Source organism: Virgibacillus siamensis, from assembly GCF_900162695.1.
Classification (GTDB): Bacteria; Bacillota; Bacilli; order Bacillales; family Amphibacillaceae; genus Lentibacillus; species Lentibacillus siamensis_A.
This window is the reverse complement of sequence record NZ_FUIH01000007.1, coordinates 2,895,977-2,915,138: the sequence shown is the minus strand read 5'-3', so window position 1 is coordinate 2,915,138 and position 19,162 is coordinate 2,895,977. Positions and strand designations below refer to the sequence as shown.

The 19,162-nt window shown below is 44.3% G+C and carries 19 protein-coding genes; 12 read left to right on the top strand and 7 right to left on the bottom strand.

What is annotated here, in order from left to right:
- Positions 1-127: 127 nt before the first annotated feature.
- Positions 128-1,477, bottom strand: coding sequence for a YjiH family protein (locus tag B1K71_RS17820; RefSeq protein ID WP_077329405.1), 1,350 nt, complete (start codon positions 1,475-1,477; stop codon positions 128-130).
- Positions 1,478-1,698: 221 nt separating this feature from the next.
- Here B1K71_RS17820 and B1K71_RS17815 point away from each other — a divergent pair, with 221 nt between their 5' ends.
- From B1K71_RS17815 to B1K71_RS17800, 5 genes are all read left to right on the top strand, one after another.
- A complete protein-coding gene (locus tag B1K71_RS17815; protein WP_077329404.1) occupies positions 1,699-1,998 on the top strand; it encodes a phasin family protein in 300 nt (99 codons plus the stop codon).
- Between the two features lie 421 nt (positions 1,999-2,419).
- Entirely contained in the window at positions 2,420-3,994 is a 1,575-nt protein-coding gene (locus tag B1K71_RS17810) for an FMN-binding glutamate synthase family protein (RefSeq protein WP_077329403.1), read from the top strand.
- A 114-nt stretch (positions 3,995-4,108) separates the two neighbouring features.
- Entirely contained in the window at positions 4,109-4,243 is a 135-nt protein-coding gene (locus tag B1K71_RS20310; protein ID WP_281250363.1) for a hypothetical protein, read from the top strand.
- Positions 4,244-4,338: 95 nt separating this feature from the next.
- A complete protein-coding gene (locus B1K71_RS17805) occupies positions 4,339-4,614 on the top strand; it encodes a YwdI family protein (RefSeq protein ID WP_077329402.1) in 276 nt (91 codons plus the stop codon).
- Between the two features lie 27 nt (positions 4,615-4,641).
- Positions 4,642-5,010, top strand: a complete 369-nt coding sequence (locus B1K71_RS17800) for a DUF423 domain-containing protein (protein WP_077329401.1) — start codon at positions 4,642-4,644, stop codon at positions 5,008-5,010.
- A gap of 2 nt (positions 5,011-5,012) precedes the next feature.
- Here B1K71_RS17800 and B1K71_RS17795 read toward each other — a convergent pair whose 3' ends face one another.
- The 4 genes from B1K71_RS17795 to hemQ form a co-directional block, all read right to left on the bottom strand.
- A complete protein-coding gene (locus B1K71_RS17795; RefSeq protein WP_077329400.1) occupies positions 5,013-5,264 on the bottom strand; it encodes a hypothetical protein in 252 nt (83 codons plus the stop codon).
- 69 nt (positions 5,265-5,333) lie between these two features.
- On the bottom strand, positions 5,334-5,810 hold the full coding sequence (gene gerQ / locus B1K71_RS17790) for a spore coat protein GerQ (RefSeq protein ID WP_077329399.1): 477 nt from the start codon (positions 5,808-5,810) through the stop codon (positions 5,334-5,336).
- 17 nt (positions 5,811-5,827) lie between these two features.
- Positions 5,828-6,250, bottom strand: coding sequence for a cell wall hydrolase (locus B1K71_RS17785; RefSeq protein WP_077329398.1), 423 nt, complete (start codon positions 6,248-6,250; stop codon positions 5,828-5,830).
- 160 nt (positions 6,251-6,410) lie between these two features.
- Positions 6,411-7,151, bottom strand: a complete 741-nt coding sequence (gene hemQ, locus B1K71_RS17780) for a hydrogen peroxide-dependent heme synthase (protein ID WP_077329397.1) — start codon at positions 7,149-7,151, stop codon at positions 6,411-6,413.
- 193 nt (positions 7,152-7,344) lie between these two features.
- Here hemQ and pta point away from each other — a divergent pair, with 193 nt between their 5' ends.
- Complete coding sequence (gene pta / locus B1K71_RS17775) at positions 7,345-8,316, top strand: phosphate acetyltransferase (protein ID WP_077329396.1); 972 nt, start codon at positions 7,345-7,347, stop codon at positions 8,314-8,316.
- A 262-nt stretch (positions 8,317-8,578) separates the two neighbouring features.
- Here pta and B1K71_RS17770 read toward each other — a convergent pair whose 3' ends face one another.
- Entirely contained in the window at positions 8,579-9,427 is an 849-nt protein-coding gene (locus B1K71_RS17770; RefSeq protein WP_077329395.1) for a lipoate--protein ligase family protein, read from the bottom strand.
- A gap of 97 nt (positions 9,428-9,524) precedes the next feature.
- Between B1K71_RS17770 and B1K71_RS17765 the strand changes: the two genes are divergently transcribed.
- From B1K71_RS17765 to B1K71_RS17755, 3 genes are all read left to right on the top strand, one after another.
- Positions 9,525-10,838, top strand: coding sequence for an HD domain-containing protein (locus tag B1K71_RS17765; RefSeq protein ID WP_077329393.1), 1,314 nt, complete (start codon positions 9,525-9,527; stop codon positions 10,836-10,838).
- Complete coding sequence (locus tag B1K71_RS17760) at positions 10,828-11,334, top strand: YwgA family protein (RefSeq protein WP_077329392.1); 507 nt, start codon at positions 10,828-10,830, stop codon at positions 11,332-11,334. Before B1K71_RS17765 ends, B1K71_RS17760 begins: the two co-directional genes overlap by 11 nt.
- Positions 11,335-11,437: 103 nt before the next feature.
- Complete coding sequence (locus tag B1K71_RS17755; RefSeq protein ID WP_077329391.1) at positions 11,438-11,962, top strand: YwhD family protein; 525 nt, start codon at positions 11,438-11,440, stop codon at positions 11,960-11,962.
- Between the two features lie 184 nt (positions 11,963-12,146).
- Here B1K71_RS17755 and B1K71_RS17750 read toward each other — a convergent pair whose 3' ends face one another.
- The gene (locus B1K71_RS17750) at positions 12,147-14,213 is read right to left on the bottom strand and encodes a transglycosylase domain-containing protein (RefSeq protein ID WP_139343357.1); all 2,067 of its coding nucleotides are present in this window, start codon (positions 14,211-14,213) and stop codon (positions 12,147-12,149) included.
- 175 nt (positions 14,214-14,388) lie between these two features.
- On the opposite strand from B1K71_RS17750, the gene B1K71_RS17745 reads away from it, so the two are divergent.
- The 3 genes from B1K71_RS17745 (at position 14,389) to B1K71_RS17735 (ending at position 19,081) form a co-directional block, all read left to right on the top strand.
- Positions 14,389-14,829, top strand: a complete 441-nt coding sequence (locus tag B1K71_RS17745; RefSeq protein ID WP_077329390.1) for a DUF1934 domain-containing protein — start codon at positions 14,389-14,391, stop codon at positions 14,827-14,829.
- Positions 14,826-16,496 (top strand): arginine--tRNA ligase, encoded by a 1,671-nt coding sequence (gene argS, locus B1K71_RS17740; RefSeq protein ID WP_077329389.1) that lies wholly within the window; start codon positions 14,826-14,828, stop codon positions 16,494-16,496. The genes B1K71_RS17745 and argS overlap by 4 nt, the downstream gene beginning before the upstream one ends.
- Positions 16,497-16,972: 476 nt before the next feature.
- On the top strand, positions 16,973-19,081 hold the full coding sequence (locus B1K71_RS17735; protein ID WP_077329388.1) for a (Fe-S)-binding protein: 2,109 nt from the start codon (positions 16,973-16,975) through the stop codon (positions 19,079-19,081).
- Positions 19,082-19,162 lie beyond the last annotated feature (81 nt).

Below are 19,162 nucleotides of genomic sequence, written 5' to 3'. Positions count from 1 at the left end.
TCCCCTAGGAGTCTCGCATTTTTCCCCAGCTGGATTGGTTTTTCCTCAAATTAAAAGAACAATGCAATTCCCATAAATTGTTACGCAAATATTTCCGAAGCGGTATTGTACCACTCAAATATTTTTTTTAAAAAAGAAAATGCGCAATCAATACGATAACCGGCAGTGTAATGATTGTCCGCAATACAAATATAATAAACAGATCTTTGAACGAAACCGGCACTTTCGACCCGAGCAGCAGTCCGCCGACTTCGGACATATAAATCAGCTGCGTAACCGACAGTGCGGCAATTATGAATCTGGTAATGTCCGCTTCAATCGGGGTAATCATAATCGATGGCAGAAACATGTCCGCAAAACCGATCAGAATCGTTTCAGATGCCGCTTCCGCATATGGCACCTGCATCAGTTCGAGCAGCGGGATGAACGGAAGTCCGAGCCACGTAAACACAGGTGTATAGGTTGCAATCATTAATGCAATCAGCCCGAATGCCATAACAATCGGGGCAACCCCCATCCACATATCAAGAATGTTCTGGCAGCCTTCTTTTAAAAACTTATAAAAGCTTGTCTCTGTTTTTGCCTGATCAAGTGCTTTTTTATAACCAAACGAAAGCATGTTGTGTTCGTCAGGTACCTTTTCTTCAATATCGCCTTCTGCTTCACTAATATACGTATTTGCCTTTGTGGAAAGCGGAGGGATGCGCGGCATAATCAATGCTGCAACAAGTCCGGCCGCAATGACCGTCAGATAAAAAGGAACAAACATATTAATAAGTCCGACCTGATCAATCACAACAAGTGTAAATGTAATGGAAACAACGGAAAAAGTAGTACCGATGATTGCTGCTTCCCGCTTCGTATAATAGCCGTCCTCATACTGCTTACTTGTTAAAAGCACACCGATTGTACCGTCACCTACCCATGATGCAAGTGAGTCAATTGATGATCGGCCCGGCAGACGGAACAGCGGACGCATAATTTTCGTCATTAACGTTCCAAAAAAGTCCAGCAGACCGAAGTTCATCAGCAGCGGCAGAAATAGGCCTGCAAACAGGAATACCGCAAACAGTACATGCAGCAGGTCACCAAGCAGCAATTGCCCGGTATCCGGTCCGTAAATTGCCTCTGAACCCAATTTGAAATACACCATGATGGCAAATACAGCAGCGACAACCCGTGTAATGGTCCAGAATGTGCTCACATAAAAAAGTTGCTGAAAAAATGGTGTTTTTTGAAATGCCTCTTTACCGGCAATTTTAGCAATAATTGTCATAATGGCCGTCACAACAATAATGATCATCATAATTGCTGAGAGCTGATCCTGTAATGCTGACTGCAGCCAGTTAGACAGGATCGCGATTGGGATGGTCATCCCTCCCTCTGTAACGACCGGTGTCATGAACAGAAAGATACCGATTAACGAAGGCACGATAACTTTTATATGATCTGTCCATTTATAGGTATTCTTTTGCATCGTATCCCCCTAAAATTGTACTTTTTATCATTATAAAGGATTCCTGTACATATGACTATGAGGAAAAGTATATATCTTTTACTGTTATCCGGCAAATCTTAACTGGTTTAGAATCCCGGATAATACGGGTAAAGTATCGTGAGGATATTAACTCTGAAAGTTAGTAACTCGGCTGTGCTCAATCCGGTTGATAAGCATAGACTTTGAAGGGGGTGGCAATGATGAGTGACTTTTTAAAGAAAGGATTTTTGCTCGGTCTCGGAGCTGCTGTCAGCGGTAAGGAAAGGCTTGATAAAAAGCTGAAAGAGCTTGTGGAAAAGAACGAGCTGACACAGGAACAAGCACGAACGGTCATGCGCAACTTTGTTGAAAAAGGCGAGATGAAGACCGAAGAATGGAGTACGAAACAAACCGAGCAGACACAGGAATTCGCTGCAGATCTTGGGTTAGCCACCAAAGATGATATACATGAACTTCAAGAGCGGATCGCTGCATTGGAAAGCAAATTGAAGGAGCAGTGATACAGTAATAGGGGCTGGGACATATCAAAAACGTGTAATTCAAAAGACGAACAATTAGGTTAGCGGAGGAAATATACGGAGACTCCGGCGGGAGGAAAGGCATAGGTGAGACCCCGCAATGCGTAAGCATGAGGAGGCTCAGCAGCCGCCCGCGGTAAAGAAGACACTGCGAAACGATAGTTGAGCAGATGTCGCACTTATGCTCGAAAGTGAAAGCGAAGTATATTTCCGTAGCGGCTATACGCCCCATTTTCCAGAAAATTGTTTGGGTTTTCTTTTGAATAAAACATTTTTGTCCCAGCCTCTTTTGTTGGAGTTTTTTATAGGCTAATCTCCCATTATCCTAATGTCCACGATGTTTATCAACACTCAGAAAGGGAAGGTACATATAGAAAAAATACATATAGTTGGGGGTAATCAAATGGAAACAGGGTTGTTAACGGTACTGATTATAGTACTTGGTCTGATTATCGTGATTCCGCTCGCCTTACTGGTACGGGTCTATATCCACGATGCCAAACAAAAGGAACATTCTATCTTGCGGAACTATCCGGTACTGGGAAAAATCCGTTACATAATGGAAAAGGTTGGACCGGAATTCCGGCAATATTTATTCCTGAATAATAGTGAGGGAAAACCGTTTCATCGCAGGGAATTTGAATATGTGTACAAAGCGGCAAAATATAAAAGCCGGATGATCGGGTATGGTTCGGAACGTGACTTTGATGAGGAAGGAATATACATTGTCAACAACATGTTTCCAAGTCAGCGGGAAGAGCTCCGGATTGACCAGAATCCGAAAATAAAAACAAAGCTGTACAACATTGATAATGAAAAATTGATTAGTCGCAAAGAACATAGTGAGGATGCTGAAATCAATCCGTTTTATTTAAAAGACGATGATGCGATTATTCTGGGTGAACATACTGTGCGCACCCCGTTTAAGGTTAAAGGAATGATTGGACAATCCGCAATGAGTTTCGGTTCACTTGGAGATCATGCCATCACTGCACTCTCCAAAGGACTTGGTATGGCCGGCGGAACATGGATGAACACAGGGGAAGGAAGCATTTCCCCATACCATCAAAGAGGGGACGTCGACATTATTATGCAGATCAGTCCGGGACTTTTCGGTGTCCGGACCAGAGACGGGGAATTCTCCTGGGAGGAATTTAAAAAGCGGAGTGACATTGATCAGGTTAAAGCATTTGAATTAAAGCTCGCACAAGGTGCCAAAACGCGCGGCGGTCATGTTGACGGGAGTAAGGTGACAGAGGAAATCGCTGAAATCCGTAAAGTGGAGCCGTGGGAGGAAATTAACAGTCCAAACCGATTCCGTGAATTTGATAATGCAGAAGGACTGCTTGAATTTGTAAACAAGCTGCGGGATATTGGCGGTAAGCCTGTCGGGACAAAAATTGTTGTCGGTGATGAGCTTCAGGCAGAGTCTTACATTAAGGCAATGAAGGAAACAGGCATTGTACCGGACTTCGTTACTGTTGACGGTGGTAATGGCGGTACAGGCGCGTCGTATTTTGAACTTGCTGAATCTGTTGGGCTGCCGACATTTGCAGCATTGCCACTTGTGGACGATTTACTGAAAAAATACGGACTTCGCGACCGGACAAAAATCATTGCATCCGGGCAGTTGATTACACCGGATAAAATTGCTATGGCGCTTTCCCTGGGTGCGGATATGATTAATATTGCCAGAGGATTTATGCTGTCGGTCGGCTGTATCATGGCACAAGTTTGCCATACAAATAATTGTCCCGTTGGTGTGGCGACAACCGATCCGGATTTGCAGAAGGCATTAAGTGTGGAAGAAAAGAAATATCGCGTTTGCAATTATCTGGTTGCGCTCCGTGAAGGTGTGTTTCAAATGGCTGCAGCGGTTGGCATCAAAAGTCCGACAGAATTTAACCGCGATCACATTGTTCATAAAAACCGTCTGCATCAAATTACAAGAGAAAAAGACCTATCCCGAATAAGCTAATTTTATCTGTAAATTATGTAAATTGACAATTGGTTGTTGATTACTCACTCTGTTCCATGTACAATAAAAGATGGGAGAATAAATGGGGTCTTTTCTTTATTGGGGGGATATAGCGTGATGGAAAGCTTTTCGCAGGTTCACGAAGAGACGGAAGAGAAACTTGGCAGGGAATTGCAGGAGAATGAAGTGGAGTTCCTGCACTGGGTTTATCAGCGCTATACAGAAGAACAACAGCAAGTTGGTACATAATGGAATAAGATATACGGAAAAGTCTTGATTTTGGTCAAGGCTTTTTTTCATGCTTCAGGAAGTGGTATACTTCTCAATAGAAGGAGTGAGCGTCCATGGCGGTTGCAAATGAAACCATCATACAGAAAATGATTGACGAACTGAACAAGGCACAAGGTAAAGATGAAAGCGGCATGAAGAAACATATTGCCAATGTGCAGCTGCTCTGTGATCTGATGCTGGAAGGGGATAGGGCGGAACCAGTCGATCACAATCTTTCAAAAGAGGAAATGAAGGCGATGATCGGTAAAAACAGTACAGCTGATGTGAAACCAGCACGACGAGTAACAGTTGACGATGGGGCAAATGGTGAATCCTTATTTGATTTTTAACAGCAGGAAATGGGAAGGAGCAGAAAGATGAAATTGTTTTTATTGTTAGGTGCAATAAATGGATTTTTAGCAGTTGCATTAGGTGCTTTTGGGGCACATGGTCTTGAAGGTAAACTGACAGAAAAGATGCTGGGTATCTGGGACAAGGCGGTAACTTACCAGATGTTCCATACGATGGCATTGCTTGTTACCGGATTATTGTTTGCCAAACTGCAAAATGGCGGGATGGTTTGGGCCGGATGGATGTTCTTCATCGGAATTATTCTGTTTTCCGGAAGTTTGTACATTTATTCTGTTTCCGGTGTAACGACGTTCGCGATGATAACGCCGCTTGGTGGTGTGGCATTTCTGATTGGCTGGATCCTGCTCGGCTATACGGTTATCAAATATGTATAGCGTTACAGCTTGAAAAACAGAATAAACGTCAGCAGCAACAGAATGGCGGCTTTTGTAAACTGCTTTAGTCCTTCCGTTGTGTGGAAGGTATTCATGGCAATCAGGCCTTCAAAAATCATACTGATTGCTACAAGAAACAGACAAAAGAAAACAATTAAAAGGTATCCCTGAATAATGGCAATAAGCCCGATAATAACGGCTGCCGCCAATGTCAGCAGTTCCAGGCGAATAAATTTTTCATATGGATGTCGCATTGGAATTTCCCCTTTTGTTGGGACATTAGAAAAACTTGGATGGAAGCCAAGTTTTTCTAAAATCGTCCCTTATCTTGATGGATTTGTGGTCATATTTCCAGAATTACCATATGGATAGGCATAATTAATTTCCTCATCAAATGTTACATAATCCAAGTAAATCATCAGCAGCAAATATCTTTTCCCTGTCTCCGGATCACTTAGAATAATGTGATCCCTGCCCGCTGCTTCGACTCGCCCTTTGAAAATTTTGGAACTCCATTCGGCATTGTTTTCAAATGACATGTAGACGGTTGCAATTTTCCCTTCATTTAACCGCAAAATATTTTCGATGTAAGACTGCTCGGTCGGCAGCATTGGTTCAGCCTGTTCCGGGGCAGGTGCTGCGGGATTCTGCATCGGCGGCTGCATCTGTGACTGATCCATCTGCCTTGTGTCATACGCAGGGTAATAGGCAGGTGCCGCCTGCGGATAATAATAGTATGGATAATAGGCCTGATACGGATTATTGTACGGCTGATTTCCGTTTGGATCCTGATTACTCATAACATACCTCCTTATGTTTAATAGACTCTCGGACATTCACTTTCCAGCGGTGCATAGAAGCAGTGTGATTTAAATCTGCCGGCATTCAACTGGCCGAACCATTGGGAGGGACAGTTTCCTGATGGTCTGAAGAACCAGAGGGCATTAGTGGCCGGTCGATATTGTTTCCCGCTGATTACTTTACGGGCAAGCTTTATGTCTTGCTGGCGAGCTGCCTGGTAAAAGTATCCTTTCTGAACTGCCTCAAATCCACCCGGACTCTGAAAAACCATTTCCCGAATGGTGCCCAGGTTGGTGAAATCCAGGCAATTGGAAAGCACACGATTAACACCGGTATTTCCAACCAAAAGCATCCCCAGCTTGCCGTCACCTTCAGCCTCTGCCCGCATTAAACGGGCAAGCAGCTTAACACCTTTTTCCGTTGTCTTGATAACAGCCATAACCAACACACCCCAATTCTGCACCTCATGCTGTCAGGCTACTAGATATGTGTATGCAACATAAAAACGGATAATGACTGCAAAAATGGAGGTGCCTGGTACCTTGCAACGAAGTTAAACTGCACAAAAAAACCCCCGGCTATAGCCAGGGGGTAGTGATTTAGATGCTCAGGTATGCATCAATATCTTCTTTTGCCAGATGGTTGCCGACGAAAAATTCACCGAACTCACCATACTTGGCACTTACTTCATCAAAGCGCATTTCATACACGATTTTTTTCAACTGCAATACATCGTGGGCAAACAGTGTTACGCCCCATTCCCAGTCATCAAAGCCAAATGATCCGGTAATAATCTGTTTGACCTTGCCGGCGTATTTGCGGCCTGTTTTACTGTGCTCATAAAGCAATTTTGCACGTTCTTTAAAATCAAGGGAATACCAGTTTTCTTCTCCCTGACGGCGCTTGTCCATCGGATAGAAACACATATGCTCCCATTTTGGCAAAATCGGGTGCAGGCGTTCCAGTGTCCGCGGATCATCCGCCGGGCGCTGCGGTCCATACTTGGAAAGTTCGACTACAGACACATAGGAATGGGCCGGCTTTAAGTACTCCGCAAATTTGGATTTATTAAATTCTGTTTCAATGTCGGTCAGTTCGTTCATTGTCGGTCGAAGGAACATAAACATCAAATCCGCTTTTTGTCCGACAACTTTATAAACAACGTGGCTGCCGTTTTCTTCTGTTTCGAGCGCTTCCCATTTTGTCAGGAGGTCTTTAAATTCACTGACTGCTGACTGGCGATCCTCATCTGATGCCATCTTCCAGGAAGTCCAGTCGATTGTTCTCAGGTCATGCAGACAATACCAGCCATCCAATGTTTCAACTGCTTCAGCTGCCATGCTATATCTCTCCTTCAGTCATAAAAATTTTCATATGTTTTTACTATATCATAACCTGGGAACAATAATCATGGAAAACAGGTTCTGTCAACGTTCTGTCATAAGGCCAAAGTTTTTTGGGAGCAGATTCTTTATATTAAGTCCGCCATCGATTATCATTTAATTAGGTTATTTTAATTGGGAGGTTCGTGTTATGAGTACGCTTTTTGAACAATTAAGCAGCAAATTAGCCAACGTGGATAAATCAATTGTTTTTCCGGAAGGCACCGATGAGCGGATTTTAACCGCCGCCAGCCAGCTTGGAGCTTCCGGAACGTTGACCCCGATCCTGCTGGGGGACAAGAATGAGATTAATCGGCAGGCAGAACAAATTGGTGTGGATATCCATTCGTGCAAACTGATGAACCCGGCGGAATTTGCCGAGTTTGATTTAATGGTTGAAACTTTCATCGAACGCCGCAAAGGGAAGGTTTCCGATGAAGAAGCCCGCATTATTCTGACCGACGAAAATTACTTTGGAACCATGCTCGTTTATATGAATCAGGCAGACGGTCTTGTGAGCGGGGCTGTCCATTCAACAGCAGATACAGTCAGACCTGCCCTGCAGATTATTAAAACAAAAGAAGGCATCAAAAAGACATCCGGTGTTTTCGTAATAGTCCGCAATGATGAAAAATATATTTTCGGAGACTGTGCCATCAACATCAGTCCTGATAGTCAGGACCTTGCCGAGATTGCGATGGAGAGCGCCAACACTGCAGCATTGTTCGATATTGATCCGCGTGTGGCGATGCTCAGCTTTTCCACGAAAGGATCGGCAACCTCACCGGAGACGGAAAAAGTAACAGAGGCACTGGAAATTGCCAGATCAAAAAACCCCGATCTTCTTATTGACGGGGAATACCAATTCGATGCGGCATTTGTACCGGATGTGGCGCAACAAAAAGCTCCCGGTTCTGTCTTACAAGGGGATGCGACTGTATTCATTTTTCCAAGTCTTGAGGCAGGTAACATCGGCTATAAAATAGCCCAGCGCCTGGGGGAATTCGGTGCTGTCGGCCCGATTTTGCAGGGATTGAACAAACCGGTCAATGATCTGTCCCGCGGCTGCACGGCAGATGATGTGTATAAACTTGCCATCATTACAGCGGTTCAGGCTGGATAGGAGCGACAAAAAAGCTTGCGGCAATGTGCTGCAAGCTTTTTTTGCCATATAAGAACCGCACGCAGGGTCGATAACTTGACATGAAGGTTGATAATTACAGCGCGTGGGTCGATTATTGCTGCATCAGGGTTGATAACTCAACTGTGAAGGTTGATATCACCGGATGAAGGTTGATACTGGTACATGAGGGTCGATTTGTTCGCCGCAAAGTTGATATTCCCCATTCATCCTTCATAAAGCCGGCTCCACACAAGAGTCCTTACTACTGCAGCCCGGCAATCCCCTCATTCCGTTTCACCATCTGTGCATATCGTTTTTCAAACTGTGCAGCTTCTGCATCAGAAAAGTCGGAGGAAACGACTTCTTCACTTATTTCCTGCAATGCGTTCACGACACGTTCTTTCATATCACCAACGGTAAGCCGCATGCCTAGCAATTCAGATAAAGATGCCATTTTCGATGGATCAACTTTTGGAAATTCAAAGTTTGTCTCGTCATTTTTCAATGCAATATTATAAAAGTCCCGGATTAATTCAGCCCGCTCCACGCCTTTTCCTTCGACATCCAAATAAATTTGAATCGCAGCGCCATCCTTTACGCGCCGCTGTGAAATCCCGGCAAATTTGCGTCCGTCTATACTCAAGTCATAGTCGCCCGGACAATAGGACCCGACTATCTCATATGTTTCAATGCTGTCTGTCAAATCGCGCAGCAAATATTTTACAAAACCGACCATCGCCTCATAGCAATCATATATCGATACATGTTTGACCCCCGGCAGCACAAGGGAAATGTTCAAAACACCAGCATCCAGTGCTACAGCAAGCCCGCCGGAATTGCGGACAACGACGTGATACCCGCGGGCGGCGAGCAGTTGTACGCCTTCATCTATATATGGCAGGCGGGCATCGGGGATTCCGAGTACAACGGTATCCGGATGTACCCACAGCCGTACCGCCGGCGTTGTAATCCCGTTGACAAACAGTGCCAACACATCGTCCACTGCAAATGATGTCAATGCGGAGTAGGGTTTATGATGAAACGTTTTTTTCCCGGAATGATCAAGATATCGGATAGTTGAATTTCGGATGAGGCCACGCCAGTTTTTCATTGTTTTCTCCTTCTGTAAATCAAGATTGACTCTTTTTAACTTTAGACATCTATTATATAATAAAATAAAAGTTGTCGAAAAGAAACGGGTTGTAAAAATGGCTTACAAAGATGAACAATTAAACGAAGAAAAAGTGTTTAAAGACCCGGTGCACCGGTATGTTCATGTACAGGATCAGGTGATTTGGGATTTGATCGCCGCCCCGGAATTCCAGCGGCTGCGGCGTATTAAACAGCTTGGTACCACATACTTGACGTTTCACGGTGCTGAACACAGCCGGTTTAACCACTCGCTCGGCGTCTATGAGATTGTCCGCCGGATTCTGTATAATTTCAACGGACATACACATTGGAATCCGGATGAACGTCTGCTCTGTCTATGTGCGGCACTTCTGCATGACCTGGGGCATGGACCGTTTTCGCATTCGTTTGAAAAAGTATTCAAGCTGGATCATGAGCACTTTACAAAACAAATTATCGTTGGCGACACGGGGATTAACCGGATTTTGGAACATGTTTCACCGGGATTCTCCAAAAAAGTTGCCGATGTCATTAATAAAACATACGAAGATAAGCTCGTTGTCAGCTTGATTTCCAGCCAAATTGACGCGGATCGAATGGATTATCTGCAGCGGGATGCGTATTTCACTGGTGTCAGTTACGGACATTTTGATATGGAGCGGATTTTGCGGGTGATGCGGCCGATTGAAGATCAGGTCGTCATCAAATCAAGCGGAATGCATGCGGTGGAAGATTACATTATGAGCCGCTATCAAATGTACTGGCAGGTTTATTTCCATCCGGTGACAAGGAGTGCAGAAGTGATTTTGTCGAAAATCCTGCATCGGGCCAAATATTTGTTTCAACAAAATTACACATTTAAATTACGGCCGGCCCATTTTATTTCCTTTTTTAAGGAAGATGTCGACCTGAGTGATTATCTTAGATTGGATGAATCGATTGTTTCTTATTACTTCCAGCTATGGCAGGAGGAAGACGATAAGATCTTAAGAGATTTGTGCGAGCGGTTCATGAATCGGCACTTATTTAAGTATATCGAATTCAATCCAAATCAGCAGATGAATGAATGGATGGAGCTTTACCGTTTGTTTCAGAAGGCGGGCATTGATCCGGAATATTATTTGGTTGTCGATTCATCATCGGACCTGCCGTACGATTTTTACAGGCCGGGTGAAGAGGAAGAGCGGCTCCCGATTCATTTACGCATGCCGAATGGTGAGTTGAAGGAACTTTCCCGGCACTCTGATATTGTTGAAGCGATATCCGGGAAAAAACGGACGGACCATAAGCTGTATTTTCCGGCTGATATGATTGAAAAAATAGCTGATGATGGAGTAAAAGGTAAAATTCTGGAGCTTTTATATGGAGGTGCAGGGAATCATGCTGACTAATCATGCAAAACTAATGCAATTTTTTTCGGTGGCAAACGATGTCAGCGGACGAAAAAAACTGCAGAAAATGATTTATATTTTGCAGCGGTGTCACATGCCGTTTGAGGAAAAATATCAGTTTCACTTTTACGGTCCATACTCTGAAGAGCTTTCACTCCGGGTGGAAGAATTGTGCAATCTTGGTTTTATCGCGGAGGAAAAAGAGGACCGGAGCAACTATTTTCAATACAATTATACAATTACTGACGATGGAAAATCTTTTTTGGATCAGTTTCGGCTTGAGATGCCGGATATGACCACTCACGTAAAGATGCTGAAAGAAAAAAGTTCACGCTTCCTGGAGCTTGTTTCCACAATGCTCTTTTTTGACGATTTAGCGGAAGATGAATTGTATGAAAAAATACATACCGTCAAACCGAAACAAAATTATACGGATACCGAAATCAGCGACGCCCAGCTGTTTATCCGATCATTACGTGAGAGCCCGCCTTCCTGATGGCGGGTTTTTTCAGGTGAAAAGCTTGAGCAATCGCTCATATGTGAAATGTCCCATTAACCTATGCTACAATGGTTACCAAAGCTTGTAGGAGGGTCAGATAATGAGTTCAGAGCAATCTTCAAATAAAAAGAAAAGCAATCCATTTACGATACTTAAGGACGATTCCACGGATGGCCATGGCGGCTACGGCATCGGTTCCATCAGCCTTGAAAATATGTCACCGGTAATAATTGATCCAAATGAAGACCGTGCGTTCGTTGATATGGGTGCGATGCATGCCCGCAGTGAAGTGGAACGCCGTGTGAAATTTTTGCCTAATAAAGAGGAAGTACCGAACGGAAAACTGTATTGGATCGTCTGGGTAACAGTTGAAAAAGGGGAAAATGGTCCATATTTTTCCGGTGTATGCGGAAGTGAAATCCGTGTAGACCGCTCAATCAAGCGCGCATACAAGTCCATGCCTGAGCATGTCACACATATGGACAAGTCACTTAAAGGTAAAGTCATGGTTGAACATATGGATGACCATTCCAAGAAATTGCTGAAGGATTTCCTTGCTGATTTTGAAGGCGGGGAAATGTGGAAAAACTCTACCGACGAACTTAAAGATGTACTTCCGGAATAAAATTGAACATTTTGTGACTGAATTATGAACAATAATTTAAAATCTTGTACTTTCAACCGGAAATTTGTAAAATATGTATACATGGGCTAACTCATGTATTACTAGGACAAAAAAGAGGCTGACTCTATACGGATAGGGTCGGCTTCTTTTTTGTCTTTTATGGAGACCCTACTGGGAAAATCCATCAAAACAGCATATCAAACAACTTTTCAAAAATACCTTTCTCTTTATCATGACTTTCCCGATCGGAATCTTGCTTTACATCTTCGCCATCTTCCGGCATATGCTTGGTGCAATGGACTTCAGGTGCTGTTCCTTTTTCATAATACATCACACGGCTTTTCTCACAATATGGTGTTGCCCTTTTTCCTGTAACCGGATCAATCGACACGCCGACAACGCCATCCGGGACAGTAAAGCGTTTGGCGGGCATATCTTCATGCGCGGCCTTCATAAAATCCGCCCAAATATTTTTCGCATATGCAACTTCTTCGGTTTTAACAAGCGGATTATTATTGTCGTAGCCAGTCCACACGCCCATCACGAGCTGAGGACTGTAGCCAATCATCCAGCTGTCTGTATTGGTTGTGCCGGACTTGGCTGCATATATGCGGTCAAGTTCATCGGCAACTGTCGAGCCGGTAACTGACATGTAGCCGTCCAGCGTACGATCAAATATGCCTGTCAGCAATTGAGTCAAAACGAATGTTGTTTGTTTGTCCAATATTTGCTCACCGGTTTCTTCTTTTCGTTCAAAAATAACTTTGCCGCGACGGTTCACGATTTTCGTAATGGTGTGTCCATCAATTTGGTGCCCGCCATTGGCGATCATTCCATAACCGGCAACCATGTCCTCAACTGTGACTGACGCGGTTCCAAGGGCTAGCGACGGAACTGCCGGAAGTTTGCTGTCAATCCCGAATTTTTTTGCTGTATCAACCAGTTTTTGCGCCCCCAAATAAATATTCGTTTTAACGGCGTATACATTATCCGAAAGGGCAAGTGCCTGGGCAAGTGAAATTGGGCGATTGGCGTAATAGCCATTAAAGTTGCTCGGCTGATACACCTTTCCGTCTTCCAATTCAAAAGCTGTCGGTTTGCTCTCCAGCATCGTGCTCGGGGTGTACCCGTTCCGCAGTGCGGCGTAATATAAAAAGGCTTTAAACGTTGAACCTGGCATGCGTTTGGCGCGGACTGCCCGGTTAAATTGGCTCTCCCGGTAATTTCTTCCGCCAACCAGCGCGCGAATTCCGCCGGTGTCAGGGGCCATTGCCACGGCTCCAAGCTGAATGTCACTTGCATCATTTATGACACTGGCTGCATTTTTCTCCAGCTTTTTCTGAAGCGACTTATCAAGTGTTGTAAAGATTTTATAGCCGCCTGACCGGATGGATTCGGTATCTGTGTCAAGAATATTGGCAGCTTCCAACAGGACCGTATCCTGGAAATACGGTGCGGCAGCAGGCTGTTTTTCTTCATTTTTCCCTGCATATGCCAATGTTTCATGTGACGCCAAATAATATTGCTGCTCTGAAATGACATCATTTTTCCACATCGTCAGTAAAATCTGTTTCTGACGCCGTTCCGCATTTTTCCGGTTATTTAACGGGGAGTAATAAGATGGCCCTTTTGGAATTGCAGCAAGCATCGATGCTTCGGCCAAGCTTAGTTCACTTGCCGATTTATCGAAAAAAAACCTGCTTGCTGCTTCAATCCCGTATGCCCCGTGTCCGAAGTAGATGGTGTTCAAATAGCCTTCCAGAATTTCATTTTTGGAGTAGTACATTTCAATTCGTACCGTATAAAATGCTTCCTTGATTTTACGTGTCCACGATTTTTCATGGGATAAATACAAATTTCGGGCATACTGCTGGGTCAGGGTACTCGCACCTTCCTGCAGGGACATGCTTTTTAAATCAGCCAACGCTGCACCGGCAATGCGTTTTAAATCAAATCCATTATGCTCGTAAAAATGCTGGTCCTCAATCGCAAGCGTGGCCCGGATGACATGCGGCGAAATATCCTCGAGATTAACCCAGTAACGGTTTTCAACACCGCTTTCTTCGCCGATTACATCACCGTGAATGCCATAGTAGATTGTATTTTGATCTGTCATCAGTTTTGGCGGTCCAAGCAGGAAACTGATGAAATACACAGCAACAAGCATGGTCAGACCAAGCATGAACAAGCCGCCAAAACTGTACAGCAACAGATACCATTTGTTTTCGGGTATAAATTTTTTCATCTTCATACAGCTTTACCCCATTATCGTTATCGATTAATTATTACCATTATGGGAAAAGAAAGTCCGGAATAAACGGAAAAATTCGTATAATTCCGTTCCGCTGAGCAAAATTTTTTTATATTGATAAACAGGTACCATTATCGATATAATAGGAAATTATATGATACAGGAGCGGAGTAGGATGAACTTGGAGTCAAAATCCATTACAATTGAGATGCAGACAATGATTGATAACGATGGTGAAATGGAATACAATACTCTAAACGAATCCGGTACGTATTATGAAAAGGGAAACCGCTGTATACTGACATATGAGGAAACAACTGATGATGGTGCAGCAATTAAGAATCTGATCACCATTAATCCGGACCGAGTCAGTATCAAGCGGGTTGGTGTCGTTACGATGCATCAGCAATTCCATACCGGTCAAAAAACGGAGAACGTATTTCAGCATCCCCATGGCAACATACATATGGAAACCTATACGGATACCATTGCTTTTCAGTCTCTGACAGGAGAGAGGAATGGGTTACTGACCATTGATTACTCAGTAAGTCTTAATGGACAGGAAGCACGAACACACAAATTGGAAATGACACTGAAGAAGGAGGAATCCGAATGAATGTCCTTGCACAAACGGAAGACACGTTAAAGCAGGAAATTGCAGCCGCGGTTGTAAAAGCGGAACTCGCATCAGAAGCAGAACTCCCGGCAATTATTCTGGAAAAACCAAAAGAAAAGGCACACGGTGATTTTGCGACCAATATTGCCATGCAGTTGGCCCGTATTGCCAAAAAAGCACCACGCTTGATTGCGGATGATATTGTGCAAAATCTGGACAGTACGAAGGCAGCAGTTGATAAAGTGGAGATTGCCGGACCAGGTTTTATCAACTTTTTCATGAAAGGTGACTATTTAGGTGAATTAATTCCAACCATCCTGAATGCCGGCAAGGATTACGGCCGGACGGACACTGGAAAAAACGGGAAAGTGCAGGTTGAATTTGTTTCGGTTAATCCGACCGGGGACTTGCACCTGGGACATGCCCGCGGCGCAGCATTTGGTGATGTCCTCTGCAATGTGCTCGAGATGGCCGGCTATCAAACTGACCGGGAATATTATGTGAATGACGCCGGAAGCCAGATTGACAATCTCGCATTATCGATTGAGGCGCGCTACAAAGAGGCACTTGGCATGAAAGGAGAAATGCCGGAAGATGGTTACCGCGGCGCAGATATTATTGATATCGGCAAAACGCTTGCAAATGAGTATGGGGAACAGTGGATCAATACGGGAAAAACGGAAAGGCTTGCTTTTTTCAAGGAATATGGCCTGAATTTTGAATTAGATAAGTTGAAAAAAGACCTGAATGATTTCGGTGTTTACTTTGACAACTGGTTCTCGGAACAATCATTGTATGATGCCAACAAAGTGAAAGAAGCGGTACAGACATTGAAGGACGGCGGGTATGTTTACGATCAGGATGGTGCGGTATGGTTCCGTTCCACGGCATTTGGCGATGACAAAGACCGCGTGCTTATCAAACAGGATGGTAATTACACGTACCTCACCCCGGACATTGCTTATCATAAAAATAAACTGGAACGCGGCTATGATCAGATTATTAATGTGTGGGGAGCGGATCACCACGGTTATATCGGCAGAATGCGCGCAGCCATTGAGGCATTGGGTTATTCCCCCGAAAAGTTTGACGTGAAAGTCATTCAAATGGTTCGCCTGTTTGAGAATGATGAACTGATTAAAATGTCCAAACGCACCGGGAAAATTGTGGCACTCCGCGATCTGCTCGATGAGGTTGGAGCTGATGCAGTTCGGTATTTCTTCATTATGCGTTCAAATGATACGCAGCTGGATTTTGACATGGATCTGGCCAAATCGGAATCAAATGATAATCCGGTATACTATGTACAATACGCACATGCCCGGATTTGCACGATGCTGAAGCAGGCGGAGGAAAAAGGCCTTGCAGGTGATGGTAATTATAATGCGGAGCTTCTCACATCTGAAAAAGAAGTGGAATTGCTGAAAAAACTGGGGGAATTCCCGCAGACCGTTGCAGATGCAGCACAAAAACAGACCCCGCATAAAATAACGCAATATGTATTCGATCTGGCATCCCAGCTGCACAGTTTTTACAATGCGGAAAAAGTGCTGAATCCAGATGATCCGGAACAGACTAAAGCACGCATCGCCCTGATGAAAGCAGTCCGAATCACCATTCAAAACAGCTTAGGCCTGCTCGGAGTGAATGCACCGGAGAAGATGTAGAGGACGGCTGCTGAGTTGATATGCCACCGCTCCGGAAATACACTTCGCTTTCCGCGGAGATAAGGTGAACGTGCCGAAGAAAGTGCACAACCCGCCGAAGGAAGAGTCAGAACCGCCGAACAAATCGCGACAGCCGCCGAAGAAAGTGTTGAACCCGCCGAAGAACCCCCGGCTCGCGCCGAAGAAAGCTACCTATTCAGATATTATTTTACCCCACGGAGGCAAGGGTTCATAAAAAACCGGGTAGTTCCCAATACCCGGTTTTTAATATGTTTATCCACGCCAAATAAAGGCTTACCGAAAGAATAATTTATGACAATTATCACATTTAGCAAAAAATGAGTTGACTGAATGATCATTCACTTATAAAGTATAACTATGGACATTTCACATAAATCGCGTTTGTCGTTTTTTGCTGAAAAATGCAATCGCTGTCATTTTACGTTACAATACTACTTACAGAGGGGGAGCGAATAATGGACACATTTCTGCTAATAAACGGTGTGGCGTTCGCGGCTATCGTCATCTATGGTCTATACTTGTTTGCCAGAGTTGTGACAACGCGGATTTCCTACATCAAGATGGGGAAGAAATCAGACTTTGACCGTGATTTTAAAGAGCGGTTCCGCCGAATCGGAAAAATAGTATTTGGACAGTCCAAACTATTGAAAGACAAAAAATCAGGTTCCATTCATGTCATGATGTTCTACGGTTTCCTGCTTGTGCAATTCGGCGCAATTGACCTATTTGTAAAAGGGCTTTCCCCGGGCAGTCATTTACCGTTCGGGCCAGTATATCCGGCCTTTACATTCTTTCAGGAACTGGTTGTTTTGATGATCCTGGTAGCTGTCGTGTGGGCATTCTACCGCCGCTACATTGAAAAAATCATTCGTTTGAAACGGGGATTTAAAGCGGGACTTGTTCTGCTATTTATCGGTACACTGATGTTTTCCGTACTATTTTCAAACGGGATGGAACTTATTTGGCTGGAAGAAGCAAAAATTGGATGGTCACAGCCTGTTGCCAGTTTAATAGCATTGGTCTTCAGCTGGCTGCCTGAAACAGCAGCAATGGTATTATTCTTTGTATTCTGGTGGGTGCACACCATTACGATCCTGTCATTCCTGATTTATGTACCGCAATCGAAACACGCACACTTGATTGCTGCGCCGGCTAACGTGTTTTTGAGTAAACGCGTACCTGGTAAACTGAAAAAAATAGATTTTGATATTGATGAAGATACTGAAGACGAAGATGAGATATCCTTTGGTGTTGGTAAAGTGGAAGATTTTGAGCAGCATCAGATGATTGATTTTTATGCCTGTGTGGAGTGCGGGCGCTGTACAGACGTTTGCCCGGCATCCGGTACAGGAAAGATGCTGTCACCGATGGATATCATGATTAAAGCACGTGATCACCTGACCCAAAAAGGTGCTGCAGTTACCGGCAAAAAGCCGTGGGTTCCGACTTATGCGTTTGCAGGTACGGCTGGAAACCAGATGGCAGCTGCCGATGGTGCAGTGGAAAAAATGGATGCAGTCAGCCTGATTGGCGACGTTATTACACAGGAAGAACTTGCCGGCTGTACAACTTGCCGAAACTGTGAAGATGCATGTCCGGTTAATAATGAGCATGTCGGTACAATTATTGATATGCGCCGTTACCTGGTTATGACGGAAGGGAAGATGGACCCGGATGCCCAGCGTGCTGTTATGAACATTGAGCGCCAAGGCAACCCATGGGGGCTTTCCAAAAAAGACCGGATTAAATGGCGTGAACAGGATGAAGATGCATACATCCCTACTGTCAAAGAACTGAAAAAAGAAGATAAAGATTTTGAATACCTTTTCTGGGTAAGCTCAATGGGCTCATTTGACAACCGCAGTCAAAAAATTGCCCTGGCATTTGCTAAACTGATGAATAAGGCTGGCATCAGCTTTGCGATTTTGGGAAACAAAGAGCAAAACTCCGGTGATACGGCACGTCGTATCGGGAACGAGTTTCTATTCCAGGAAATTGCCGAGAAAAATATGAAGGAATTCAACAAACATGACGTGAAAAAGATCGTAACCATCGATCCGCACGCATACAATATTTTCAAAAACGAATATCCGGATTTCGGATTTGAAGCGGAAGTTTATCATCATACACAAATGCTGTATGACTTGGTGATGAATGGGAAATTGAAGCCGGAGCGGGATATTAACCAGCGCTTGACTTATCATGACTCCTGTTATCTTGGAAGGTATAATGGCGTGTATGACCCGCCGCGTGAAATTCTGAAATCCATTCCGGGGCTTGAACTTACAGAAATGGATCGCAGCCGTGAAAACGGGATGTGCTGTGGTGCCGGCGGTGGCCTGATGTGGAGTGAGGAAACGACAGGCAACCGGATCAACGTTGCCCGCACGGAGCAGGCATTGCAGACGGAATCAACGATGATCTCCAGTGCATGTCCATATTGCCTGACCATGTTGAGTGATGGTACGAAGGCAAAAGAAGTGGAAGAAGATATCAGTACAATGGATGTTGCAGAAATACTTGCATTGAGTGTTTTTGTGGAAGAAGGAGTAAAAACAGCATAAAAGGCAGTATCAGAGGGGTTTTTAAATGCCCCTCTGCTTTTAGGCCCAGTATTGAGCGAGCGTTCAATCGCTTTTTGATTG